Here is a 24275-nt window from a genome sequence, read left to right as displayed (position 1 = left end):
CCGGCGGCCGGCGCCGATCCGCACCGGAGGAGCTCGATGGCGCTCGACGACGACGACATGACCAGCGTGGAGGGTCCGGCCGACAGCGGTGCCGGCGAGGGCACGCCCGGCCAGCACGACGGCGGTGCCGACGGCGGCGCCGACGGCGGCGCGGGCCACGACGGCGGCGCGGACGGCACGGCCGACGGCGGTGCCGGCCACGACGGGGGCGCGGACGGCGGTGCCGACGGCGGCGCCGGGCACGGCCCGGCCGACGGCGGTGCGGCCGGTGGCGGCTCCGACGGCGGTGCCGACGGTGGCGCCGACGGCGGCGCGGACGGTTCGGCCTGAGCCAGGACCCGGCCGTCGCGGGGCCGGGCGGGGCTGACCCCCGCCCGGCCCTGCGCCGGTGCACGCACCTCGACCCCGCGGTCTTCGCCGAGCGGCACTGGTCGCGCCGCCCGCTGCTCACCCGCGCCGAGGACACCGGGGAGTCCTTCGCCGACCTGCTGACGCTGGCCGACGTCGACGAGCTGCTCTCGCGCCGCGGGCTGCGCACCCCGTTCCTGCGCATCGCCAAGGACGGCGCCGTCGTCGACGCGGCGCGGTTCACCACCTCCGGCGGCGCCGGCGCCGAGATCGCCGACCAGGTCTCCTCCGACGCCGTGCTGCGGCTGTTCGCCGACGGCAGCACCGTCGTCCTGCAGGGGCTGCACCGGCTCTGGCCGCCGCTGATCGAGTTCGCCGACCAGCTCGCCGCCGACCTCGGGCACCCCACGCAGGTCAACGCCTACGTCACCCCGCCGTCCTCGCGCGGCTTCAGCCCGCACTACGACGTGCACGACGTCTTCGTGCTGCAGGTGGCCGGCGAGAAGCACTGGACGATCCACGAACCGGTGCTCCCCGAGCCGCTGCGCAGCCAGCCGTGGAACGACCGCGCCGCCGAGGTCGCCGCGGCCGCGGAGCGCGAGCCGGTCATCGACGCGGTGCTGCGCCCCGGCGACGCGCTCTACCTGCCGCGCGGCTACCTGCACTCGGCGGTCGCCCTGGGGCAGACCAGCGCCCACCTGACCGTCGGCGTCCACCCGGTCACCCGCTGGTCGGCCGTCGAGGCGGCGCTGGACCTGGTGCGGGTGCTCGCCGCCGACGACCCCGAGCTGCGCCGGGCGCTGCCGCTGGGCGTGGACCTCGCCGACCCCGCGGCCCTGCGCGACGACGTCGCCGCCGTGGTGGGTGCGCTGCAGGGCTGGCTGGGCCGGGTCGACCCCGACCGGGTCGCCGACCGGGTGCGCGGCCGCACGTGGGCGCAGGTGCGGCCGGAGCCGGTGGCGCCGCTGGCGCAGGCGACCGCCGCCGCGGCGCTCACCCCCGACACCGTGCTGCGGCTGCGCCGCCGGCTGCGGGTCTCCCTGCGGGACGCCGGGGGCGACCGCGTCACCCTGATCGGCGGGCGCCGCACGCACGAGTTCCCCGCCGCCACCCGCCCGGCGCTGGCCGCGCTGCTCGCCGCCGGGGAGCTGGAGGTGGCCGACCTGGCCGGCCTGGAGCCGGCCGACCGGCTCACCCTGGCCCGGCGGCTGGTGACCGAGTCGATCGCCGTGGTCGCCGACGCGCACGTCGACGGGTCCCCCGACGGTGGGACCGCCCCCGAGCCGGGCCCGGCCGGACCGGGTGCCCCGGCCCCGGACGCGGGCGGGGACGATGGGGAGCGTGCCGACGCCCTCGGGACCGGGTCGTGAGCCCGCCGCCCTCCCCCGGGTGAGTGCCGCACCGGCGCGGCCCGATCCCTCCCCGCCGTCCCGGCCGGTCCGCGTCGGCCGGCTGGACCCGACGCGCTGCTCGGTCACCGCCCTGGTCCGCGGCGACTCCCCCGTCGCCACGGCCGGGCCGGCGCAGCGCTGGCTGCTGGTCGAGCAGCCGGGGCCGTGGGGCCCCGACGCGCTGCTGCAGTCCCGCTTCGACGCCGCCGTCGCCCCGCGCCTGGCCGCCCGCGCCCGCGCCGAGGGCACCCGCGTGCTGCTGGTGCGCCGCCCGGGGGAGCGGCTGGCCGAGTCCGGGCACCGCTGGGCCTACGCCGACGGCCGGCCGGGCCGCGAGGGCCTGTGGTGGTCGACCCGCGACACCGACGCCGACCTGCTCGACGTGCCGTGGGACGGCTCGGTGGGCGAGCGCGCCGACGACCCGGTGTACCTGGTGTGCACCCACGGCCAGCACGACGCCTGCTGCGCGTTGCGCGGCCGGCCGCTGGCCCGCGCGCTGCCCGCGCCCGACGTGTGGGAGTGCAGCCACCTCGGCGGCTGCCGGTTCGCCACCAACGTGCTCGTGCTGCCGCACGGCTTCGCCTACGCCCAGGTGCCCGGCGACGGCGCCGACCTCGTCGCCGCGCACGCCCGCGGCGAGGTGGCGCTGCCGTGGCTGCGCGGGCGGACCGGGCTGCCCATGCCGGCGCAGGCCGCCCAGCAGGCCGTCCGCGAGCGGTTGGGACTGCTCGGCGTCGACGACCTGCCGCTGCGCGGCACGCACCGGCTGCCGGGCACCGACGCGGAGGCCGCGGCCGGCGTCGAGCGGTTCGACGTGGTGCTCGCCGGCCCGGACGGCGACGTCGCCGTGCGGGTGGAGAGCCGGCCGACGGCGGAGGCGGCCCAGCTGACCTGCCGGGCGGTGCACCCCGCCCACCCCCGCGGGTGGACGGTGCTGTCGATCTCCTAGCTCCCGGTCTGCTGGAGCGCGCGCCCGCGGGCCAGCAGCAGCGGGATGGCGACCTCGGCGCCGGTGAGCGAGCCGTGGTAGGCGGCCAGCCGGCTCGGGCCGGGCTCGGTGGCCGACGCGGTGATCGCCCACGGGCCGCGGGCCAGCGCGACGACGTCGCCGATGCGGGCGGCGAGCGCGCCGTCGACGTCGCCGAAGACGCCGCTGGCGACCGCCTCGTCGCGGCTGACGACCCAGGCGCGCTTGCCGAGGACGCCGCGCCAGGCGTCGAGGACGTCGCCGGCGGCGCCGGGCACGGCGTGCGCGTAGCGGGCCCGCGGCTCGCCGGCGAGCAGCGCGACGCCGTCGAGGAGGGCGGGCTCGTCGTCGACGTCGACGCGGGTGGTGGCGGGGACGTCGAGCATGCCGTGGTCGGCGGTGACCAGGAGCGCGGCGTCGTCGGGCAGGCCGGTGACCACCTGCTCGACGACGCGGTCGACCAGGGCCAGCTGCAGCCGCCAGCTGTCGGAGTCGACGCCGCGGACGTGGCCGGTGAGGTCGAGCTCGGGGGTGTAGCCGTAGACCAGGCCGGTGGGGGTCGCGGCGAGGGACTGCAGCAGCACCGCGGCGAGGTCGCCGGCGCTCACCGTCCCGGCGTAGCCGGCGCCGCGGTAGGCGGCGGTGGACAGTCCCGAGCCCCGGTAGGCGTAGGGGGCGACCGCGGTGACCGGCAGCCCGGCCGCGGCGGCCTGCTCGAAGACGGTCGGGCGGGGCTGCCAGTCGCGGGGGTCGGGGTCGTCGGCCCACTGGACGTGGTTGAGCAGCCGGTCCTCGCCCGGGACGGCGGTGACGAAGCCGAGGACGCCGTGCCCGCCCGGGGGAACGCCGGTGCCGAGGGTGGCGAGGCTGACCGGGGTGGTGCTCGGGCAGGGGGCGTCGAGGTCGCCGACCGGCGAGGCCAGCCCGGCGAGGGTGGGTGCGAGGGAGGCGTGCGCGCGCAGCAGCCGGGCGCCCAGGCCGTCGACGAGCAGGACGGCGACCCGCCGCGCCCCGGCCAGCGCGGTGGTGAGCCCGAGCGGGTCGGCGGGCAGGCCCGCGCGGTCGACGTCGACGCCCAGCGCGGTGGCCACGCCGGGCAGGACGTCGGCGAGGGTGGTCCGGCCGTAGGCGGGCAGGACCAGTCCCTCGGGCAGCGTCACGGGCGGGTGGCCAGGACGTGCAGCCCGGCGGCGACGTCGCGGTAGGGCGAGGTGCCGGCCAGGGCGAGCTCGAGCCGGCGGACCGCGGCCGGGTCGGCGCCGGAGGCGGTGTCGAGCAGGTCGGCGACGACGGCGACGCCGCGCCACTCCCCCGCGGTCAGCCCGGCGCCCTCGACGAGCGCGAGCAGGTCGGCCGGGGTGAAGCGGCGGCGGGCGGGGCGGGTGCGGGCGGGCACCGGGTCGCGGTCCTCGATCAGCGCGAGGGCCTCTTTCGGGTGGCCGCCGAGGGCGCGGGTGAGGACGGCGCCGGCCCGGTTGGCGGTCACCACGCTCACCCGGCCGCCGGGGCGCAGGGCGCGGGTGACCTCGCCGAGGGTGGTGGCCGGGTCGTCGACGACCTCGAGGACGGCGTGGCACAGGCCGAGGTCGTAGCCCTCGTCGTGGCCCTCGTCGAGGGGCAGCTCGTGCAGCTGGTCGCCGTCGCCCTGCAGGCCGCGGACCCGGCCGCCGACGCCGGCCGTGCGGGCCCGCCGCTCGAGGGTGGCCAGGGCGTCGGCGCTGGGGTCGACCACGGTCACCTCGTGGCCGAGGCGGGCGAGCGGGACGGCGAACCCGCCGCTGCCGCCGCCGACGTCGAGCACCCGCAGCGGGGTGCCGGCGCCCACGAGGGGGTCCAGCGCGGCCCACACCGCGGCGGTCCGGACGGGCAGCTGCTCGCCGGAGGACGGGTCGGGCGGGGTCGGCGGCACCCGTCCGACCCTAGTGGCGTCGCCCCGGCCCGGCCCCGCGCGGCCCGGTCCCGCGCCGCCCGGCCGCGGTCAGGCGGAGACCGGGTCGGCGGCCCGCTCCAGGTCGGCGATGACGAGCCTGCGCATCGTGAACATCGCCTGCACGGCGCGCTGCCGGCGGGCGGGGTCGGGGTCGGCCTGCAGCTCCAGCAGGCGGGTGGGCACGACCTGCCAGGAGACGCCGAAGCGGTCCTTGAGCCACCCGCACGGTGCCTCCTGGCCGCCGTCGCTGAGCCGGTCCCAGTAGTGGTCGACCTCGGCCTGGTCGGCGCACAGGACCTGGAAGGAGATGGCCTCGCTGAAGTGCCAGTCCTGCGGGCCGCCGTTGAGGCCGACGTACTCGGTGTCACCGAGCCGCCAGCTGACGGTGAGGACCTGCCCCTCCCGCTCGGGGTCCTCGGCGCCGTAGCGGACCGTGCCGAGGATCTCGGCGTCCGGCCAGATCGACGTGTAGAACCGCGCGGCCTCCTCCGCCTCGGTGTCGAACCACAGGCACGGGATCTGCTTCGGCACGGCGTCCTCCTCCGGATCGGCCGGCGGGGCACCGGCGCTCGCCGGTTCCGACCGCCCCCGCGCCGCGAACTCATCGGGGGAGCTGGCGCCCCGTCTGCACCCGGCGCGGGGCGGTGCGGCGGTGCGGCGGTGCGGCGGTGCGGCGGTGCGGCGGTGCGATGTGCGATGTGCGATGTGCGATGTGCGCGAGGGGCGTGTTCTGCGGGCCACGTGCGCCACGGGCGCACATCACCTGGGGCGAGGGCGGCAGCGGCCGCCCCGCCGCAGGGCCCCGCGCCGAGCGTGCGGGGCGTGCGGGCTCTCCTCAGTGGCCGGAGCTGCCGGGGCTGGAGTGCCACAGCTTGCGCGGGGCCGACGCGGCGGGGCCGCGCTGTGCGGCGGCGCGGCGGGCGGCGGTGCCGGCGTCGTCCCCGGCCGGCTTGATGTCGGCGTAGGGCGACATCCGGAAGCCGGTCGGGTGCACCAGCACCGGCCTGACCACCACCGGCCGGGCGCCGTGCGAGGCGGCCGCGCCGGCGATGGCCTGCTCGGTGAACTCCCCTGGCGCGGCCATGTGCTCGGCCACCGCGGCCGGCCCGCCGGTCTCCCACGCCTCGTACAGCGCCGGCAGCTCCCACGCCCCGGTGGCCCGGATCGACACCCCGCGCGGGCCCGTGCGGCGCAGCACCCCGCGGATGACCAGCAGCCACGAGTGGAACACCGTCGCCGCGTAGGGACCCTGCACGTCCTCGAAGAAGGTCGAGTCGGTGCAGCCGGTGCCGTCGTCGAGGGTCACGAACACCACCCGGCGCCCCGACCGGATCGGCGGCGTCTGGGTGGCCACCTTGACCCCGGCCACCAGCACCTCGGCGCCGCTGCGGCAGCCGAGCAGCTCCCCGGCCGGCACCGCGCCGACCGCGGAGAGGAACGGCCGGTAGAAGTCGACGACGTGCCGGCTGGCGTCGAGCCCCAGCACCTCCAGCTCGGCGCGCACCAGCTCGGCGTCGGTGAACTCGGGCAGTCCCGAGCCGGCCGCCCACCCGGGACCGGGCGCGGCGCCGTCCTCCCCGGCGCCGTCCTCCCCGGCGCCGGGCTCCTCCCCCGCGACCTCCAGGCCGAGCAGGTCGAGGCTCAGCTGCCCCACCGACCCGGTGCGGGCGGTGCTGCGGCTCCACCGGTCCAGCTCGCCGATCTGCAGCAACAGGTCGCGGCGGGTCACCGACCGGCGGGAGCGGGTGGGCCGGCCGGCCTCGCGGTCGCGGACCCCGAAGCCGTAGAGGGAGTCGAACCCGCCGGCCAGCACCAGCCGCTCGACCACCGGCCGCGACACCGACGCCCGCGACCAGAAGTCGGTGAGCGACCGGTAGGGCTGCCCGGCGACGACCCGCTCGACCTCGTCCTCGCCGATGCCCTTGACGTCGGTGAGCGACAGCCGGATCCCGTAGGCCGACGGGTCGGCCATCGCCGCCGGCATCCACTCCGGCCGCCGCCAGTCCGCCCGCCGGTCCGCCGGCGCCAGCCGCTCCACCCGGTAGCTGCCGGTCGAGGCGTTGACGTCGAGGCCCAGCACCCGGATGCCGAAGTTGCGGGCGTCGTCGAGGATCAGCCGCTTGGGGTACATGCCGGGGTCGTGGGTGAGCACCCCGGCGAGGAAGGCCGCGGGGTGGTGGGTCTTCAGCCACGCCGACTGGTAGGTGGGCAGCGCGAACGCCGCGGCGTGGGCCTTGCAGAAGCCGAACGAGCCGAAGGCGACCAGCACCTCCCACACCCGCTCGACCACCTCGACCGGGTAGCGCTGCAGCGCCTCGGGCATGAACCACGCCCGCACCTCCGGGTGCAGCTCGCGGTCGCCCAGCGCGCGGCGCGCCTCGTCGGCCTGGGCGAGGTCGCAGCCGGTCATCTGCGCCACGATCTGCAGCACCTGCTCGTGGAAGACGACGACGCCGGCGGTCTCCCGCAGGTACGGCGCGAGGTCCTCGTGCGGGTAGACCGGGTCCCGCCAGCCGTTCCGGGCCAGCAGGAACGGGGTGACCATGTCGCTCTTCACCGGGCCGGGCCGGAACAGCGAGATGTCGATGACGATGTCCTCGAACGACTCCGGCCCGAACTTGCCGACCAGCTCGCGCTGCCCCGGCGACTCGATCTGGAACATGCCGAGCGTGCGGGTGCTGCGGATCAGCTCGAAGGTGGTCGGGTCGTCGCGCGGGACCGCGTCGATGTCGACCCGCTCGCCGTCGACCCGGGCCACCTCGTCGAGGGCGTGCGCGATCGCCGACTGCATCCGGATGCCGAGCAGGTCGAGCTTGAGCAGCCCGAGCTCCTCGACGTCGTCCTTGTCGAACTGGCTCATCGGGTAGCCGAGGTAGCTGTTCTCCACCGGGGTGCGGTCGAGCAGCGTGGCGTCGGACAGCAGCACCCCGCACGGGTGCAGCGCGATGTGCCGGGGCAGGCCGTCGAGCCGGGCGACGAGGTCGAAGAGCAGGTCGAGGTCGCCGGTGCCGCCGCCGCGCCGGGAGCCCAGCCGGCTGGCCTGCAGCTCCGGCAGGTCGCGCAGCGCGGCGTGCACCTGGTTGGCCCGGATGTGCGGGAAGGCCTTGGCGACGGCGTCGATCTCGGCCGGGGGCAGCCCGAGCGCGGCACCGACGTCGCGGATGGCGTGGCGCACCCGGTAGGTGTCCATCATCGAGATGCAGCTGACCCGGTGGGCGCCGAAGCGGGCGATCACCGCGTCGTAGACCTCCATCCGCCGGGCGGACTCCACGTCGATGTCGATGTCGGGCAGCTGGTGGCGCAGCGGGGAGAGGAACCGCTCCATCAGCAGGCCGTAGCGGATCGGGTCGACGTCGGAGATGCCCAGCAGGTAGGTGACCAGGCTGCCCGCCCCCGACCCGCGCGCCGCGGCGCGGACCCGCAACCCCTTGATGAGGTCGACGACGTCGGCGACGGTGAGGAAGTAGGAGGGGTAGCCGAGGGAGTCGATGACGGCGAGCTCCTCCTCGAGCCGCCGGGTCACCGCCGCCGTGCGCGCCATCCCGCGCCGGCCCAGCCCCGCCTCGCAGCGGGCCCGCAGCACCTCGGAGGGGTCCATCCCCTGCTCGCCGGGCGCGGTGACGACGTCGAGCTCCGGGTAGCGCACGGTGCCGATGCCGAGGTCGTCGCGGACGTCGACGGCGCACTGCTCGGCCAGCCGGGCTGTGCGCTCGAGCAGCCGCAGCGCCGCGTCGCGGTCGGGGCCGGCGATCTCCGCGGCGACCTCGGCCATCTCCTTGCCCGACTTCAGGTACCCCTCGGCGGTGCGCCGGTCGACGTGCCGGGTGTCGAGGGCGACCAGCCGCCGGGAGGCGTCGAGGACGTCGGCGGTGGGCGCGTCGAGGGCCTCGACGTAACGGACGGCGTTGGTGAGCACCACCGGCACGCCCTCCTCGTCGGCGAAGCGCAGCAGCCGCTGGGCGCGGGAGCGGTCGCCCCGGCCGCGGTGGTGCACCAGCTCGACCACCAGCGAGCCCGGGCCGAACACCGACCGCCAGGCCGACAGCCGCGCCGCGGCGACGTCGGCCCGCCCGGCCGCCAGCGCCCGGCCCACCGGCGAGTCCGGCCCCAGCACCGCGACCAGCCCCGGGGCGTGCTCGGCGGCCAGCGCCAGCGAGGACACCGGCTCGCCGCGGGTGCCGCGCAGGTGGGTGGCGCTGGTCAGCCGGCACAGCGCGCGCCAGCCGGCGCCGTCGCGGGCGAGGAAGGTGACCCGCGGCAGCCGCGGGTCGACGGCGGCGCCGCCGCGCACCGGGCTGCGCCGCGCGGGAGCGGTCCGGGGGTGTCCACCCGCGGTGCGCCGCGGCGAGAGCTCGTCGTCCTCCCCCAGCACGTGCGCCCGCGCGGGGGGCACGGCGGTGTCCACCGCGGGGGCGACGGCGAGGTCGACCCCGAACAGCGGACGGACCCCCGCCGACCGGCAGGCCAGCGCGAACTTGACCGCGCCGTAGAGACCGTCGCGGTCGGTCAGGGCGAGGGCACCCATGCCGTGCTCGGCGGCGCGGGCCACCAGGTCGGCCGGGTGGTTGGCCCCGTACCGCAGGGAGTAGCCGGAGGCGACGTGCAGGTGGACGAAGGGGTCGCCGCTCACCGCCCGCGGGCGGGACGGTGCGCGGTGCCGCCCACCACGCGCGGCCGGGGCGCGGGCGCGGGGGTGCTGGCGAGCACGCTGTCGACCACGGCGAGGAAGGCCCCGACGTCGCGGACCAGGTCGTCGGCCTCGCGCTCGGTGACCGCGCGGGACAGCCCCGCCTCGGCCGCGGCGCGCTTGGCGGCGCCGGCGGCGAAGAAGGTGGCCCACTCCCCCAGCTCCGGGGCGACCTGCTCGAGCAGCACCCAGGCGCTGCGCGGCCGGCGGCGGCCGCTCTCCGGCCGGGTGCGGGCGGCCAGCACCGCCGCCGCCGCGCGCAGCGCGCCCAGGTGGGCGGTGGCGTAGCGCCGGCAGGGGTCGGGGGCGCGGCGGGCCTCGGCCAGCGCGCGGGTGGCCTGGTCGAGCAGCTGGGTCGCCGCCGCCGGCAGCGGCGGGGGCAGCGGCAGCTGGTCGGCCGGGTGGTGGGTCATGGCGGAGGCGGCACCCATCAGTCGTGCACCCGCACGAGCGACCAGCGGTTGTCCGCCGCGTCCCAGCACAGGTCGTAGACCCCGGCGAAGCTCATCCGCGAGCGCCCGGCCCGCACCGCCTCGACCCGGTAGACCTCGCGGGGGGCGACCAGGTCGGCCGAGGCGCCGCCGGGGACGTCGGCGGGCCGCTGCCACCACGGCGCGGTCTCGACCCACGAGTCGAGCAGCTCGCCGACGACGTAGCGCCACTGCCCGCGCCAGAACTGCGCCGGCCCGAGCGGCCCGCGCTCGACCTGCACCTCCTCGCCGACCCGCTCGCCGACGTCACCCAGCACCCGGCTCATGCCCGTCTCCCCACCCCGTGCCCGCTGACCGACCGGCCCGACCCACCGCACCGGGTGGGGAAGGACCCGGGTGCGGTGGGAGGCCGGCGGTGTTCGAACGTGTGTTCGAACGAGTCGAGTAGACCCGACCGCGCCGGTCCCGTCAAGCCGGGCGCCCGGCGGGCCCTCCCCGTCCCCTGCGGCGGACGGTACGGCGGGGCACCGACAGCGGTGGCAGGATCGGCGCATGAGCCGACCCGACCACCCCCGGGTGGCCGCCCTCGCCGAGCTGCTCGCCGCGGCCGGCGTGCGCGGGGAGGTCCGCGATATCCCGTCGGGCGCGCGCACCGCCGCGGAGGCGGCCACCGGGCTCGGCGTCCCGGTCGGCGCCATCGCCAACAGCCTGGTCTTCGACGTCGGCGGGCAGCCGCTGCTGGTGCTCACCAGCGGCGCGCACCGGGTCGACACCGGGCGGGTCGCCGTCCTGCTCGGCGTCCCGGAGGTGCGCCGCGCCCCGGCCGACTTCGTCCGCGAGCACACCGGCCAGCCCATCGGCGGGGTCGCCCCGGTCGGCCACCCCGCGCCGATCGGCACCCTGGTCGACGTCGAGCTGGCCCGCTACGAGCAGGTCTGGGCCGCCGCCGGCCACCCCTCGGCCGTCTTCCCCACCACCTACGACGAGCTGCTCCGGCTGACCGGGGGCACCCCCGCCGAGGTCGGCGACGGCCCGGCCGACGTCGCCTCGGTGACCGCGCAGTCCCCCGCCGCCCCGGTGGGTCCGTGAGCGAGGAGAGACAGTGACCGGCACGACGCCCGCGGCCCGGGTGACCGAGCTGCCCGCCGGCTGGCTGCGCGACCACATGCACGAGGCGCTGGCCATCTACGGCGCGGCCATGGGCTACGACGCCTCGGTGGTGGCCGGCCGCTACGGCTACGCGATCCAGCACACCGAGCGCCCCGGCTTCCGCGCCGTCGGCGCCTTCGCGCCCGGTCCCGACGGCGAGCAGCTGACCGGGTTCGGCTACGGCTACCTCGTCGCCCCGGGCCAGTGGTGGCACGACCAGGTGCGCGCGGCGCTGGACCGGCGCACCGCCAAGCGGTGGCTGCCGGGCGCCTTCGAGGTGTGCGAGCTGCACGTGCACCCCGAGGCGCAGAGCCGGGGCCTGGGCCGGCGGCTGCTGCACGCGCTGGTCGAGGGCGTCGACGCACCCGCCGCGCTGCTGTCCACGCCCGACGCCGACACCAAGGCCTTCCGGCTGTACCACGCCGACGGCTTCGTCGACCTCGCCCGCGGCCACCACTTCCCCGGCGACACCCGGCCCTTCGCCATCCTCGGCGCCCGGCTGCCGCTGAAGCCGGTGCCGGGCAGCGGCGCCTGAGCGTGCCCGGTCCCCCCACCGCCGACGCCGTCGTCGTCGGCGCCGGTCACAACGGCCTGGTCGCGGCCTGCTACCTCGCGCGCGCCGGGCTGCGCGTCGAGGTGGTCGAGCGCGACGAGGTGCTCGGCGGGGCGGTGTCCACCGTCGAGCGCTGGCCGGGGGTCCGGGTCGACCGTGGCTCGAGCGCGCACGTCATCGTCCGGCACAGCGGCGTCGTCGAGGAGCTCGACCTGACCGCGCACGGGCTGCGCTACCTCGACTGCGACCCGTGGGGCTTCGCGCCGGCCCCGGCGCCCGGCGACCCCGGCCCCGACGGCCGCCCGCTGGTGTTCTCCGTCGACCTCGACGCCACCTGCGCCTCGATCGCCGCCGCCTGCGGGGAGGACGACGCCCGGGCCTACCGCCGGTTCGTCGGCGTCTGGGGGCCGCGCAGCCGCGCCGTCGTCGACTCCTTCGGCCGCCGGCCCACCCCGCTGGGCCTGGCCCGCGCGTTCTGGCCGCTGGGCGCCCCCACCGGCGACGGTCCCCGCACCCCCGGCGGCGACCTCGCCGTCGACTTCCTCGGCTCCGGCGACGCGCTGCTCGACCGCTGGTTCACCAGCGAGCGGCTCAAGGCGGCGCTGGCCTGGTTCGGCGCGCAGTCCGGGCCGCCGATGAGCGAGCCGGGCACCGCGGCGATGGTCGCGTGGGTGGCGCTGCTGCACGACACCCCGCCGGGCCACCCGGTGGGCGGCTCCGGCGGCCTCACCGAGGCGCTGCGCCGCCGGCTGGAGTCCGACGGCGGGCGGGTCACCCTCGGCGACGGCGCCGCGCGGCTGCTCGTCGGCGGCGGCCCGGCCGGCGGCCGGGTGACCGGCGTCGAGACCGTCTCCGGACGGCGGGTCGCGGCGCCGGTCGTCGTCGCCGCCTGCCACGTCCTGGCCACCCGCGACCTCGCCGGCGCGGCCGCCCCACCGGCGCTGGCCGACGCCGCCCCGCCGGTGGGCAACGGCTTCGGCCTGGTGCTGCGCTGCCTGACCGACGCGCTGCCGGTCTACCCCGGCGTCGACCCCGCGGTCTCCGCGCAGGGCCTGCAGCTGCTGTGCACCGACCGGGCGCAGCTGGCGGCCGCGCACGGTGACTGGCTGGCCGGCCGGCTGCCGCGCGAGCCGGTGCCGCTGGCGATGTCCTTCTCCGCGAGCGACGACACCCTGGCCCCGCCCGGGCGGCACGTGGTCACCGTGTGGGGGCAGTGGTACCCCTACGACCTCGCCGACGGCGGCGACTGGGACGCCCTCGCCGAGGGCGAGGCGCAGCGGCTGCTGGCCGCCGTCGACCGGTTCGCGCCCGGCTTCGCGGGCTCCGTGCAGGACGTCCACGTCCAGACGCCGCTGCTGCTCGAGCGTGAACTGTCCCTGCTGCGCGGCAACGTGATGCACGTGGAGATGGGCCTGGCCAGCATGTTCGCCTTCCGGCCGACGCCGGCGCTGGCGGACTACCGCGTGCCCGGCCTCGACGGGCTGTACCTGGCCGGCGCCTCCACCCACCCCGGCGGCGGGGTGTCGGGCAACTCCGGCCGCACGGCGGCGCGGGTGGTCCTCGCCGACCGCCGTCCGCTGGCCCGGGCGCGCACCCGCGTGCAGGACGTGGCCGGCCGGCTGCTGCGGGCGGGCCGGTGAGCACCGGGGTGTACACGGGGCTGGCGGCGCTGCGACGGGCTCCCGCGCCGGCCCGGGTGCCGCTGGTCCTCGCGGTGCTGCTGGTGCTGGCCGCCATCGCCTACCCGCTCAGCGACGGCGCGGCCCGCGACACGGTGTCCTGGACGATCGTGCTGCTCGGCTCGGGGGTGTCGGTCACCGCCGCGGCCGCCGCGCACGGCGCCCGTGCCGGCGCGGCGGTGCTCGCCCTGGTCGCGGTCACCGCGGTGGTGTTCGAGTCGGTCGGGCTGGCCACCGGGTTCCCCTACGGCGAGTACACCTACAGCGACGTGCTCGGCCCGACGCTGCTCGGCGTCCCGTTCCTCGTGCCGCTGGCCTGGCTGATGATGGCCTGGCCGAGCCGGGTGCTCGCCGGCCTGCTCACCCGCCGGGTGCGGGAGGGGCGGCGGCGGGCCGCGCGGGTCGCCGTCGCCGCGGTGGTGTTCGCCGGCTGGGACGTCGTCCTCGACCCGCAGCTGGTGCAGGCCGGCTACTGGACGTGGGCGCACCCCACCCCGGGGCTGCCGGGCATCGACACCGTGCCGCTGACCAACCTGGCCGGCTGGCTGCTGGCCGGGCTGGTGCTGATGGCGCTGCTCGAGGTCGTCGTGGCGCGGACCGCGGTGCCCGGGGAGCCCGCGGTGGGCGCCGCGCCGCTGCTGGTCGCCGCGCCGCTGCTGGTCATCGCGTGGATGGTCCCCGGCGGGGCGCTGGCGCACGCGCTGTGGCTGGACCTGCCGGGCTCGGCGGCGTGGGGAGCGGCCCTGTCGGCGGGGGTGCTGGCGGTGCTCGCGGTGCAGGCCCGGCGGCGGTGAGCGGGGCGGTCGTCCGCGTGCTGTCGGGCCTGGCCGTCGCCGGCGCCGTGCACGCCGGGGTCAACGCGCTCCTGCTGCGCCGCCCGCCGGCCGCCCCGCCCGAGGTGCGCCTCCCGGTCACCGTCGTCGTCCCGGTGCGCGACGAGGAGGCCCAGGTGGGCGGCTGCCTGGCCGCGGTGCTGGCCTCGCGCGGGGTGCCCGACCTGCGGGTGGTCGTCGTCGACGACGGCTCCACCGACGGCACCGCCGACGTCGTCCGGGGCACCGGCGACCCGCGGGTGCGGCTGGTGTCCGCGGGCGCCGTCCCGGAGGGCTGGCTGGGCAAGCCGCACGCCTGCTGGGTCGGGGCGCAGACCGCACCCCGCGACGGCGGGTACCTCGTGTTCGTCGACGCCGACGTGCGGCTGGCCCCCGACGCCGTCGCCGCCGCGGTGGCGCTGCTCGACGCGCACGGTCTCGACCTGGTCTCGCCGTGGCCGCGGCCGGTGACCGGCAGCCCGGCCGAGCGGCTGGTGCAGCCCCTCTCGCCGTGGCTGTGGCTCACGACGCTGCCGCTGCGGGTCGCCGAGCGCTCCCGGCGGCCGTCGCTGACCGCGGCCAACGGCCAGTTCCTCGCGCTCCCCGTCCGCGGCTACCTGCGCGCCCGCGGGCACGCGGCGGTGCGCGAGGAGGTGGTGGAGGACGTCGCACTGGCCCGCGCGGTGAAGCGCTCGGGCGGGCGGGCGGTCCCCGCGGCGGGCGCGGCGCTGGCCGCGTGCCGCATGTACGACGGGTGGGCGGCGATGCAGGAGGGCTACGGCAAGTCGCTGTGGGCCTCGGTCGGCGGCTCCCCGGCGGCGTCGCTGGCCGCCGCGGCGGTGCTCACCGCCGTCGGCGTCGTCCCGCCGATGGCCGCGCTGCGCGGCTCGCGCGCCGGGCTGGCCGGCTGGGCGGCCGGGGTGGCCGGCCGGGCGGTGAGCGCCGCGGTGACCGGCGGGCGGGTGTGGCCCGACGCGCTGGCCCACCCGGTGTCGCTGCTGGCCCTCGACGTGCTGCTGCTGCGGTCGGTGGCGGGGCACCGGCGGGGCACGCTGACCTGGCGCGGGCGCGCGGTCGGCTGAGCCCGGGCGAGGATGGGGTGTGACCTCCCCCGAGACCGGCCGCCCGCGCACGTCCTTCGACCCGGCGGCGATGCGCCCGAGGGACTTCTACCGGGTGGTGAACTCGATCGTCGTGCCGCGGCCGATCGCGTGGGTGCTGACCCGCTCGGCCGAGGGGGTGCACAACCTGGCGCCGCACTCCTTCTACACGGTGGCCTGCGTGGAGCCGCCGATCGTGCAGTTCACCTCGGTGGGCCGCAAGGACTCCCTCACCAACGTCGAGGCCACCGGCGAGTTCACCGTGAACCTGGTGCCGGAGGACCTGTTCGAGCAGGCCAACGCCACCGGCACCGACTTCCCGCCCGACCAGAGCGAGGCCGACGCCGCCGGCATCCGGCTCGAGCCCAGCGAGAAGGTGGGCGCGATGCGGGTGGCGCAGTCCCCGGTGAGCGTGGAGTGCACGCTGCACTCGACGCTGCGGCTGGGCGACAGCACCGTCGTCTTCGGGCGGGTGGAGTGGGTGAGCGTGGTCAGCGAGGCCGTGCGCGACGGCCGGCCCCGCATCGAGGCGCTGCGGCCGCTGGCCCGGCTCGGCGGCAACGAGTGGTGCACCGTGGGCGAGGTCCGCACGATCCCGCGCATCCCCTACACCGCCTGGGCCGAGGACCCCTCCATCGGCGAGCGCGTCCGCAACGGCGAGGCATAGGAAGCCATCCGCACGTCCTGGCGCCCAGGACGTGCGGATGGCTTCCTATGCCGGGGCTCAGGCCGGCAGGTGCTCGGCCACCTCGGCGGCGGCGTCGTCGCCGAAGGCCGCGGCGAACCGCTCGAGGAAGGGCCCTCGGCGCAGCTCGTACTCCTGCGTGCCGACCACCTCGACGGCCTCGGTGGCCACCGCCGAGCCGAGCTGGGTGGCCCGCTCCAGACCCAGGCCCCACATGCGTCCGGCGATGAAGCCCGCGCGCAGCGCGTCACCGCCCCCGGTGGGCTCGACGGGCTTGGTCTCGGGGACGGCGATGACCTCGATCGGGTCGGCGTCCTGCTGGCGCACCAGCACACCCTGCGCGGCGCGCGTGGTGACCCAGGTGCCGACCCGGCGCAGCACCTCGGGGGCGTCCCAGCCGGTCTTCTGCATGAGCAGCGCCGACTCGTACTCGTTGGTGAACAGCAGGTCCGCGCCGTCGACCAGCTCGCGGATCATCTCGCCGTCGGCCCAGGCCAGCTGCTGGCTGGGGTCGGCGGCGAAGGCGTAGCCGCGGTCCCGGCACTCCTGGGTGTGGCGGACCATCGCCTTGGGGTCGTTGGGCCCGACGACGACGAGGTCGGGGGCGCCCACGCGGCCGCACACCGGGCCGAGCTCGATCTCGCCGGCCTCGCTCATCGCGCCCGAGTAGAACGACGCGATCTGGTTGTTCACCGCGTCGGTGGTGCACACGAAGCGGGCGGTGTGCTTCAGCTCGGACCACCGCACGTCGCGGGTGTCCACGCCGTGGCGGGTCAGCCAGGCGTCGTAGTCGGCGAAGTCGCTGCCCACCGAGCCCACCAGCACCGGCGCGAGACCGAGCAGGCCGAGGCCGTAGGCCATGTTGGCGCCGGCGCCGCCGCGGTGCTGGATGAGGTCGTCGACCAGGAACGACAGCGAGACGTTCTCCATCTGTCCCTCGACGAACTGCTCGGTGAACCGGCCGGGGAACGTCATCAGGTGGTCGGTGGCGATGGAGCCGGTGACGAGGACGGGCACGGGGGCTCCTGGGGTGGGGCGGGCCGACAAAGGGCAGCGCAACCCTAAGAGGCGCGCCGGGCCGCCCGCCCCCCGGCGTCGTCAGTCGGCCAGCGCCCGCCGCAGCGAGACGCCGAGCTGGGCGGTGCCCACCAGTCCCAGTCCGCAGCCGACGGCGGTGCCGACGGTCACCACGAGGGCGGGCCCGCCGTCGACCCCGGCGAGCGCGTCGAGCCCGGTCACGGCGACGATCCCGGCGCCGCCGACGGTGAAGCCGGTCATCGCCACCCGGGTGGGCCGCTCCCACACCGAGATGGACCCGGTCTCGGCGACGCCGGCCTGTCCGGCGCGGGCGCGCAGGTAGTCCGGCAGCCAGCACAGCGCGCCGAAGGCGGCGGCCAGCCAGCCCGGCGCCCCGGCCACCCACAGGGCGACGGCGTAGCCGGCCTCGGTCAGCCGGTCGACGGCGGAGTCGAGGACGTAGCCGCGGCGCGAGGCCCGCCCGCCGGCCAGTGCGAGCGCGCCGTCGAGGGAGTCGAGCAGGCCGGACAGCCCGACCAGCAGGCCCACTGCCACCAGCCACCCGCCGCCGGCCAGCGCCGGGCCGATCGCCGACAGCGCCACGAGCAGGCCCAGCGCGGTCGCGGCGATCGGCGGCAGCCAGGACAGCGCGCGGGCGAGCGTGTAGGCCAGCACCAGCCAGCCGCGCACCAGGCGGCTGGCCGCGGGATCGGTGCCGCCGTGCCACCGCGACCACTCGGCGAGGTACTCGTCGCGGCTCAGCACGGGCGCAGTCTCCCCCAGCGCCGCCGCCGGCCGGCCGGACCGGGGACAGTGGAGCCGTGCTCGCCGGCCTCGCCCCCGCCCGCCGCCGCCTGCTGCTCGTCCTGCTCGCGCTCGTCGTCGCGGCTGCCGTCGCCGCCACGGGCCTGCTGGTCGCCGGCCGGGGCGAGGACGGCGCGGCGGCGGCTCCCGTGTCGCAGGAGGAGCCCGGCCCGGTGCTGCTCGTGCCGGGCTACGGGGGCGGTACCGGGTCGCTGTCGTCGCTGGCCGAACGGCTGACCGCCGAGGGCCGCGACGCCACCGTCGTCGCGCTGCCCGGCGACGGCACCGGTGACCTCGCCGCGGCGGCCGACGCTCTGGGCCAGGCCGTCGACGCGGCGCTGGCGCGCACCGGGGCGGGCAGCGTCGACGTCGTCGGCTACTCCGCCGGCGGGGTGGTCGCCCGGCTGTGGGCCGCCGACGGCGGCGCCGACGTCGCCCGGCGGGTGGTCACCCTCGGCTCGCCGCACCACGGCACCACGCTCGCCGACCTCGCCCTCACCCTCGCCCCCGGCCAGTGCCCCGACGCCTGCCGGCAGCTGGCCACCGACAGCGAGCTGCTGGCCGGGCTCAACGACGGCGACGAGACGCCGGACGGGCCCACCTGGGTGTCGATCTGGACGGCGCAGGACGAGACGGTCACCCCGCCGGAGTCCGCCCGCCTCGAGGGCGCGCTCGGGCTCCCGGTGCAGTCGGTGTGCAGCGGCGCGCAGGTGGGGCACGGCGACCTGCCCCGCGACCCGCTGGTGCAGGCGATGGTGCTGGCCGAGCTCGCGCCGGGCGACCCCGTGCCGCTCGGTCCCGCCGATTGCGCCCGCCTGGGCGGCTGAGGGGGGTCGGCGCACGATCAGGTGACCTGATCGTGCGGCGTCCTCCCTCGCGGTGGGACGTGCGGGAGGACGCGCTGCGGCGAGGGAGGACGGCGCCGCGGGTCGCCGTCGCCAGGTTGCCGACCGTGCCGCCCGCCGACTCCCACCGCCCGTTCGGGACCCTCCTGACCGCGATGGTCACGCCCATGACCGACGACGGCGCGGTCGACCTCGACGCCGCCGCCGCGCTCGCCGTCCACCTGGTCGGCCACGGTCACGACGGCCTGGTCGTCAACGGCACCACCGGCGAGGCCCCGACCACCACCGACGACGAGAAGGCCGACCTCGTGCGGGTGGTCGCCGACGCGGTCGGAGGCCGTGCCGCGGTCGTCGCCGGGGCCGGCTCGAACGACACCCGGCACGCCGTCGCCACGGCCCGGCGGGCCGCCGACGCCGGCGCCACCGGGCTGCTGGCGGTCACGGCGTACTACTCCCGCCCCTCGCAGGACGGCGTCGTCGCGCACCTCACCGCCGTCGCCGACGCCACCGACCTGCCCGTGCTGCTCTACGACGTGCCGGCCCGCACCGGCGTGCGGCTGACGCCTTCCTCCTACCACCGGCTCGCCGCGCACCCGCGGGTGGTGGCGGTCAAGGACGCCACCGGCGACGTCCCGGCCGCCACCCGGCTGGTCGCCGACACGGGACGCCGAGGTCGCCGAGGTCCGGGCCGGACTGGCCGCCGCGGGCCTCAGCTCGTGACGTCCTTGGTGGTGAAGTTGGCCCACGCCGCGGTGAGCAGCACGCCGACGTAGACCCCCTGCAGCGCCAGCCCGCGGACGACGTCGCGCCACAGCACGGGGTCGCGGAAGAGGTCGACGAAGGCCAGCCAGTAGCGCGTGGGCAGGTAGGGCGCGATCGGCGAGGCGGCGTCGAGGGTGAACAGCAGCGACGAGGTGACCAGCACCGCCAGCGCACCGAGCGCGGCGGCCAGCGGCGAGTCGGTGAGCGTGGAGAAGAACAGCCCGAACGCGGCGACGCCGAGCATCGACACCGCGACGTACCCGATGGCCAGCAGCGTCCGGCCGGCCAGCTCCTCGGTGCTCAGCGACGTCCCCGACACCGACGTCCCGGCCGCCGGCCGCGCCTCGAACAGCACCGAGCCGACGACGTACCCGACGAGCGCCACGACGACGACGGTGACGAGGACGAAGGCCATCACCGCGACGAGCTTGGCGACCAGCAGCCGCGTGCGGCCGACCGGGCGGGCGAGCAGGTAGCGCAGCGTCCCGGCCTGCGCCTCCCCGGCGACGGCGTCCCCGCTCACCACCGCGACGGCGATCGGCAGGAACAGCGGCAGCACGATCGCCAGCGCCGCCAGCGGGAACAGCGCCCCGTTGGTCAGCACCGCCGAGAGGAACGGCGGCCCCTCCCCCGGCCGCGGCGCCAGGTCGGTCAGCCGCAGCAGCACGGCCACCAGCACCGGCAGCGCGTTGAGGACGGCGATGGTGACCCAGGTGCGGGGCCGGCCGAAGGTCTTGCGCAGCTCCGTGCCGATCACACCAGCTCCCGGCCGATCACGGCCGCGCCACCCGGTCGGCGCTGGTGCCCGCCGCGGCGAGCACGACCTCCTCCAGCGTCGGCCGCTGCAGCGACAGCCCGCGCACCGGGACGCCGGCGCCCACCAGCAGCGCGTTGACCTCCGCCGGGTCCGGCCCGCGCACCACGACGCGGCCGCCGTCAGCGGCGAGCACCCGCCCGTCGAGCACCGCGCGCACCCGCTCCGGCGCCGGGGTGTCGACGACGGTGGCGCCGGTGGGCGCGGTGAGCCGGGCCAGCTCGTCCTGCAGCACCAGCCTGCCCCGGTCGAGCACGCCGACCCGGGTGCACAGCTGCTCGACCTCGGCGAGCAGGTGGCTGGAGAGGAACACCGTCGTCCCGCCGCGGTGCAGGTCCAGCAGCAGCGCGCGCACCTCGGCGATGCCCTGCGGGTCCAGGCCGTTGGTCGGCTCGTCGAGCACCAGCAGCTCCGGGCGGCGCAGCAGCGCACCGGCCAGGCCCAGCCGCTGCCGCATGCCGAGGGAGTAGGCGCCCACCGGCCGCCGGCCCACCCCGCCGAGGCCGACCTGGTCGAGCGCGTCGGCGATCCGCCGCCAGCGGTCGCGCCGGCGCCCGCCCGGGCCGGCGGCGTCGAGCAGCGCCAGGTTGGCCGCGCCGGACAGGTGCCGGTGGTGCGCCGGACCCTCGATCAGCGCGCCCACGCGCGGCAGCACCCGCCGCCCGGCGCGCGGCATGCGCCCGCCGAGCAGCTCGACCTCGCCGCGGGTGGGCAGCACCAGCCCGAGCAGCATCCGCACCGTCGTCGTCTTGCCCGAGCCGTTGGCGCCGAGGAAGCCGTAGACGTCGCCGGCGCGGACGTCGAGGTCGATCCCGTCGACGGCGCGCACCCGGCCGAACTGCTTGACCAGCCCCCGGGTGCTGATCACCGCGGTCACGGCGCCCCGCCGGGCACCTGCCCGGCGGCCTCGGCGAGCGCGTCGAGGGTCACCGTGCCGGTGAGGACGTAGGTGCCCCGGCCGGGCCGCTCGACGAGCATCAGGCCCAGCGGCCCGGCCGCCACGCGCACGCCCCGGCGGTCGACGACGGCGTCGGGGCTCGCCCGCACGGCCGCCTGCAGCCCGCGGGCCAGCCGGGCCGGGACGGGAGCGACGGCGAGCAGCGTGACCCCGCGGCCGTACACCCCGACCGACGACGGCGCGCCCGCGAGCGTGCGGTGCGGCAGCCCCGCGAGCTCGGCGGGCAGCGGCACCTCGGCGAGCCGGCGGTCGGCCTCGGCGAGCAGCTCCTCGGCGTCGCGCCCGGGCCGCACCCGCGCGCCGTCCGGCGGGCTGAACGCCACGACGTCGGCCGGGGGCGCGGTGAGGTCGAGGTCGAGGAAGCGGGTGTCGAGCGCGGGGACCGAGGCGCCGTCGGCCAGCACCTGCACCGCGAGCGGCAGGCCGGTGGCCGCGTCGGCCCACACGTCGACCCGCGCCACCGACGCCGCCGGCGCGGCGGGCACCAGCCGCAGGCCGAGCGCGTCGCGGCCGGCGACCCGGCGGGCGCCGGTGCGCGACAGCTCGCCGTCGTCGGCCTCCGACAGCAGCCGCCGGCCGAGCGCGGCGGGGACCAGGTCCGGCGGGGCGGGCAGCGCGAGCGGTGCGGGGCCGGTCCGCTCGGCGGTGGCCGACTCGAACTCCCACGTCCAGGTGCCGGCGGGGTCGACGTGCACGCCGGTCTCCCCTGCCGCGGTGACGACGTCGACCCGGTGCTCGTCCTCCCCGCGCCACCACACCCGCAGCTGCACCCGGTCGCTGAGCAGGTCGGCGACGGCGGGCAGCTGGTCGCTGACCGGGAGGCTCAGCCCACCGGCCGAGACGGCGTAGCCGGAGAACCCGACGCCGGCGCTGGCCAGCACGGCGTCGCGCAGGTCGGGCGCGGAGACGTCGGCGTCGTCGGCCGGGAGCGCGGCGACGACGGCGGGCAGGGCGCACAGGCCGGCGACCAGCGCGGCGAGCACCGCCCACCGGCGGCCGCGGCCGTACCCCGACATGCCGGCCACGCTACGAGCGGCCCACAACCGGCGACGTCGCGCGACGGTGTGCGCGGCCGCCGGACCACGCATGGGCCGACCGCCCGACCGGGTACCCCTCCCGCATGGCCCCTCCCCTCAGCGACGCCGTCGTCGTCGACGTCCTGCGCCGGCTCGACCGGCTCACCGCGCCCCTCGTGCAGCGGCTGGGCCGCCCGCCCGAGCTGCCGCCCGCCGAGCGGGACGACTGGTGGGCCGACCGGGCGTCGCGGGTGGCCGCGGCCGCCGGCGGGCTGCCGCGGCTGACCGGGCGGCTGGCCGACCTGCTCCCGCTGCAGAACACCGTCGGGACGGCGGTGCAGTCGCTGGTGGTGCTGGGTGTCGCCGGTGAGCACGGGGTCACCGACCCGGCCGAGCGGGTGTCGCTGCTGTCGAAGGTGCTGCTCGGCCGCGACCTGCCGCCCGACCGGGTCCGGCCGCTGCTGGAGCGGGTGCGCGGCGCCTACACCGAGGCCGCCATCGGCGCCCGCGAGGAGCGCTCGGGGCTGTCCGGGGCCGTGCGCACCATCTGGCGGGCGTCGCGGCTGCTGTCCCGCATCGACGAGGCGCTCGACGCCCGCCCGAAGGGCGGCCTCGGTGCCCGGGCGCTGGCCCAGCTGCCCGTCGTCGGCGTCGTCGGCGGCTACGCGGCCGAGCGGGTGGCCCTGCGGCGCGCGGCGCGGATGACGGCGGACCTCCTCGAGCCCGGCCGCCCCGTGTCGGTCTGACCGACCGGTCTCAGGTGCTCGCGGCCAGCGTCGAGGGCACCGCGGTGCCGGTGCCGGGGTCGGTGAGGTTGGCGTGCACCTCACGCGTCGCCGTCGACCGGTTCATGGTGATGAAGTGGATGCCCGGCACGCCCTCGTCGAGCAGCCGCCGGCACATCGCCGTCGCCACCTCGACGCCGAAGGCGCGCACCGCCGCCTTGTCCTCGGGTGCGTCGCCGTCGAGCTCGGCGAAGCGGGCGGCGAGGTCCTCGGGGAACGCCTGGCCCGACAGCTGCACGATGCGGGTGATCTGCCGGACGTTGGTCACCGGCATCACCCCGGCGATCACCGGGACGTCGCAGCCGCGGGCGGCCACCCGGTCGCGCAGCCGCAGGTAGTCCTCGACGCGGAAGAACATCTGCGTGATGGCGAAGTCCGCCCCGGCGCGGCACTTGCGCACGAACATCTCGACGTCGGTGTCGAAGTCCGGCGACCGCGGGTGCCGCTCGGGGAAGGCCGCCACGCCGACGGAGAAGTCGCCCATCGAGCGGATGAGCTCCACCAGCTCCGAGGCGTACTCCAGCCCCTGCGGGTGGCGCACCCACTCGGCCTGCGGGTCGGCACCCGGCGGGTCCCCGCGCAGCGCCAGGAGGTTGCGCACCCCGGCGGCGGCCAGCCGGCTGACCACGTGCCGCAGCTCGGCGACCGAGTGGTCGACGGCGGTCAGGTGCGCCAGCGGGGTCATCGTCGTCTCCGCGGCGATCCGCTCGGTGACCGCGACGGTGCCCTCCCGCGTCGAGCCGCCGGCCCCGTAGGTGACCGACACGAACGACGGCCGCAGCGACTCCAGCCGGCGCAGCGCCGTCCACAGCTGGGCCTCGCCCTCGGGCGTCTTCGCGGGGAAGAACTCGAAGGACCAGGTCGGCCGGGAGGTCGCGAGCAGCTCGCGGACGCTGGCGGTCACGGGGTCCGAGGGTACGGCCGTCCCCGCCCGCCGCCCTGCATCCGCCCGTGCCGTCCGGGGAGAAGAGCACCGGTACCGGCAGCGAAGGGCAGGAGGTCCCCGTGGGTCGAGACCCGAACAGGACGCGTGCGACTCGGTGGGGCGATACTAGCCGGGTGATCAGCGGCGCTGCGGAGCAGCGAGGGTCCGTGGTCCGGCCGCTGCCGCCCTCCCTGGCGGCCGCCGACCTCGACCGGATCCGGGGCGCGGTGTCCGCCGCGCTCACCGGGTTCCTCGAGGAGCAGCGGGCCACGCTGGCCGGGATGGACCGCTCCCTCACCCCCGTCGTCGACGAGGTCTGCGCCCTGGCCGACGGCGGCAAGCGGCTGCGCCCGGCCTTCGCCTACTGGGGCTGGCGCGGCGTGGCCGAGGACGTCACCGGCCCGGCCGAGGACGACGCCGCGGTGCTGCGCGCCGTCGCCGCCCTGGAGTTCGTGCACGTCAGCGCGCTGGTCCACGACGACGTGATGGACGGCGCGCTGACCCGCCGCGGGGGGGGGGGGCGGGCCCCGCCCCGCCCCCCCCCCCCCCCCCCCCCCCCCCCCCCCCCCCCCCCCCCCCCCCCCCCCCCCCCCCCCCCCCCCCCCCCCCCCCCCCCC

25 protein-coding genes are annotated in these 24275 nt (G+C 77.9%); 13 read left to right on the top strand and 12 right to left on the bottom strand.

Features of this window, described 5'->3' with window-relative positions:
* The first annotated feature begins 36 nt into the window (after positions 1-36).
* From ACI780_RS20370 to ACI780_RS20360, 3 genes are all read left to right on the top strand, one after another.
* On the top strand, positions 37-330 hold the full coding sequence (locus ACI780_RS20370; RefSeq protein WP_089403354.1) for a BatC protein: 294 nt from the start codon (positions 37-39) through the stop codon (positions 328-330).
* Positions 331-644: 314 nt separating this feature from the next.
* Complete coding sequence (locus tag ACI780_RS20365; protein WP_457005314.1) at positions 645-1718, top strand: cupin domain-containing protein; 1074 nt, start codon at positions 645-647, stop codon at positions 1716-1718.
* Positions 1719-1737: 19 nt separating this feature from the next.
* Positions 1738-2688, top strand: coding sequence for a sucrase ferredoxin (locus ACI780_RS20360; protein ID WP_457005312.1), 951 nt, complete (start codon positions 1738-1740; stop codon positions 2686-2688).
* Here ACI780_RS20360 and ACI780_RS20355 read toward each other — a convergent pair.
* From ACI780_RS20355 to ACI780_RS20330, 6 genes are all read right to left on the bottom strand, one after another.
* Positions 2685-3866: an alkaline phosphatase family protein gene (locus ACI780_RS20355; RefSeq protein ID WP_457005310.1), complete on the bottom strand. Its 1182-nt coding sequence runs from the start codon at positions 3864-3866 to the stop codon at positions 2685-2687. The genes ACI780_RS20360 and ACI780_RS20355 overlap by 4 nt on opposite strands.
* Positions 3863-4615 (bottom strand): class I SAM-dependent methyltransferase, encoded by a 753-nt coding sequence (locus ACI780_RS20350; protein ID WP_457005308.1) that lies wholly within the window; start codon positions 4613-4615, stop codon positions 3863-3865. The genes ACI780_RS20355 and ACI780_RS20350 overlap by 4 nt, the downstream gene beginning before the upstream one ends.
* 69 nt (positions 4616-4684) lie before the next feature.
* Positions 4685-5167, bottom strand: a complete 483-nt coding sequence (locus tag ACI780_RS20345; protein ID WP_457005306.1) for a VOC family protein — start codon at positions 5165-5167, stop codon at positions 4685-4687.
* A gap of 304 nt (positions 5168-5471) precedes the next feature.
* Complete coding sequence (locus tag ACI780_RS20340; RefSeq protein ID WP_457005304.1) at positions 5472-9266, bottom strand: DNA polymerase III subunit alpha; 3795 nt, start codon at positions 9264-9266, stop codon at positions 5472-5474.
* On the bottom strand, positions 9263-9754 hold the full coding sequence (locus tag ACI780_RS20335; RefSeq protein WP_456870112.1) for an SAV_6107 family HEPN domain-containing protein: 492 nt from the start codon (positions 9752-9754) through the stop codon (positions 9263-9265). Before ACI780_RS20335 ends, ACI780_RS20340 begins: the two co-directional genes overlap by 4 nt.
* A complete protein-coding gene (locus tag ACI780_RS20330; protein ID WP_089402939.1) occupies positions 9754-10080 on the bottom strand; it encodes a DUF6504 family protein in 327 nt (108 codons plus the stop codon). The genes ACI780_RS20335 and ACI780_RS20330 overlap by 1 nt, the downstream gene beginning before the upstream one ends.
* 226 nt (positions 10081-10306) lie before the next feature.
* Between ACI780_RS20330 and ACI780_RS20325 the strand changes: the two genes are divergently transcribed.
* Genes ACI780_RS20325 through ACI780_RS20300 form a run of 6 tightly spaced genes read left to right on the top strand, consistent with a single transcriptional unit; the run spans position 10307 to position 15714 of the window.
* A complete protein-coding gene (locus ACI780_RS20325) occupies positions 10307-10843 on the top strand; it encodes a YbaK/EbsC family protein (RefSeq protein WP_457005301.1) in 537 nt (178 codons plus the stop codon).
* 13 nt (positions 10844-10856) lie between these two features.
* On the top strand, positions 10857-11438 hold the full coding sequence (locus ACI780_RS20320; RefSeq protein WP_456870110.1) for a GNAT family N-acetyltransferase: 582 nt from the start codon (positions 10857-10859) through the stop codon (positions 11436-11438).
* A gap of 2 nt (positions 11439-11440) precedes the next feature.
* Positions 11441-13096 carry a phytoene desaturase family protein gene (locus ACI780_RS20315; protein ID WP_456870109.1) on the top strand — a complete coding sequence of 552 codons (1656 nt, stop codon included), beginning with the start codon at positions 11441-11443 and terminating at the stop codon, positions 13094-13096.
* Complete coding sequence (locus tag ACI780_RS20310; protein ID WP_457005298.1) at positions 13093-13929, top strand: carotenoid biosynthesis protein; 837 nt, start codon at positions 13093-13095, stop codon at positions 13927-13929. Before ACI780_RS20315 ends, ACI780_RS20310 begins: the two co-directional genes overlap by 4 nt.
* Positions 13926-15029 carry a glycosyltransferase family 2 protein gene (locus ACI780_RS20305; RefSeq protein ID WP_457005296.1) on the top strand — a complete coding sequence of 368 codons (1104 nt, stop codon included), beginning with the start codon at positions 13926-13928 and terminating at the stop codon, positions 15027-15029. The genes ACI780_RS20310 and ACI780_RS20305 overlap by 4 nt, the downstream gene beginning before the upstream one ends.
* Before the next feature lie 19 nt (positions 15030-15048).
* Positions 15049-15714: a flavin reductase family protein gene (locus tag ACI780_RS20300; RefSeq protein WP_457005294.1), complete on the top strand. Its 666-nt coding sequence runs from the start codon at positions 15049-15051 to the stop codon at positions 15712-15714.
* 57 nt (positions 15715-15771) lie between these two features.
* On the opposite strand, the gene ACI780_RS20295 is transcribed toward ACI780_RS20300, so the two are convergent.
* Together ACI780_RS20295 and ACI780_RS20290 are read right to left on the bottom strand one after the other, a co-directional pair.
* Entirely contained in the window at positions 15772-16749 is a 978-nt protein-coding gene (locus ACI780_RS20295; protein ID WP_456870105.1) for a carbohydrate kinase family protein, read from the bottom strand.
* An 81-nt stretch (positions 16750-16830) separates the two neighbouring features.
* On the bottom strand, positions 16831-17514 hold the full coding sequence (locus ACI780_RS20290) for a CDP-alcohol phosphatidyltransferase family protein (protein WP_456870104.1): 684 nt from the start codon (positions 17512-17514) through the stop codon (positions 16831-16833).
* A 56-nt stretch (positions 17515-17570) separates the two neighbouring features.
* Here ACI780_RS20290 and ACI780_RS20285 point away from each other — a divergent pair, with 56 nt between their 5' ends.
* Together ACI780_RS20285 and ACI780_RS20280 are read left to right on the top strand one after the other, a co-directional pair.
* A complete protein-coding gene (locus tag ACI780_RS20285; protein ID WP_457005292.1) occupies positions 17571-18380 on the top strand; it encodes a lipase family alpha/beta hydrolase in 810 nt (269 codons plus the stop codon).
* Between the two features lie 125 nt (positions 18381-18505).
* Positions 18506-19171, top strand: coding sequence for a dihydrodipicolinate synthase family protein (locus ACI780_RS20280; RefSeq protein ID WP_457005290.1), 666 nt, complete (start codon positions 18506-18508; stop codon positions 19169-19171).
* On the opposite strand, the gene ACI780_RS20275 is transcribed toward ACI780_RS20280, so the two are convergent.
* Genes ACI780_RS20275 through ACI780_RS20265 form a run of 3 tightly spaced genes read right to left on the bottom strand, consistent with a single transcriptional unit; the run spans position 19108 to position 21948 of the window.
* Positions 19108-19917, bottom strand: coding sequence for an ABC transporter permease (locus ACI780_RS20275; protein WP_456870101.1), 810 nt, complete (start codon positions 19915-19917; stop codon positions 19108-19110). The two genes, ACI780_RS20280 and ACI780_RS20275, sit on opposite strands and share 64 nt — an antisense overlap.
* 16 nt (positions 19918-19933) lie before the next feature.
* Positions 19934-20851, bottom strand: a complete 918-nt coding sequence (locus tag ACI780_RS20270) for an ATP-binding cassette domain-containing protein (RefSeq protein WP_457005287.1) — start codon at positions 20849-20851, stop codon at positions 19934-19936.
* Positions 20848-21948 carry a transcriptional regulator gene (locus tag ACI780_RS20265; RefSeq protein ID WP_457005285.1) on the bottom strand — a complete coding sequence of 367 codons (1101 nt, stop codon included), beginning with the start codon at positions 21946-21948 and terminating at the stop codon, positions 20848-20850. The genes ACI780_RS20270 and ACI780_RS20265 overlap by 4 nt, the downstream gene beginning before the upstream one ends.
* Before the next feature lie 104 nt (positions 21949-22052).
* Between ACI780_RS20265 and ACI780_RS20260 the strand changes: the two genes are divergently transcribed.
* On the top strand, positions 22053-22694 hold the full coding sequence (locus ACI780_RS20260; RefSeq protein ID WP_456870098.1) for a hypothetical protein: 642 nt from the start codon (positions 22053-22055) through the stop codon (positions 22692-22694).
* Positions 22695-22704: 10 nt separating this feature from the next.
* Here the strand turns inward: ACI780_RS20260 and metF are convergent, their stop codons facing one another.
* A complete protein-coding gene (gene metF, locus ACI780_RS20255) occupies positions 22705-23637 on the bottom strand; it encodes a methylenetetrahydrofolate reductase [NAD(P)H] (RefSeq protein WP_457005283.1) in 933 nt (310 codons plus the stop codon).
* A 302-nt stretch (positions 23638-23939) separates the two neighbouring features.
* Here metF and ACI780_RS20250 point away from each other — a divergent pair.
* On the top strand, positions 23940-24275 hold a 336-nt coding region (locus tag ACI780_RS20250; protein WP_457005358.1), incomplete at its 3' end, for a polyprenyl synthetase family protein.

This window comes from Geodermatophilus sp. SYSU D00814, assembly GCF_054050055.1.
The sequence above is the reverse complement of the archived record's forward strand: the minus strand, read 5'-3'. Positions and strand labels throughout refer to the sequence as shown.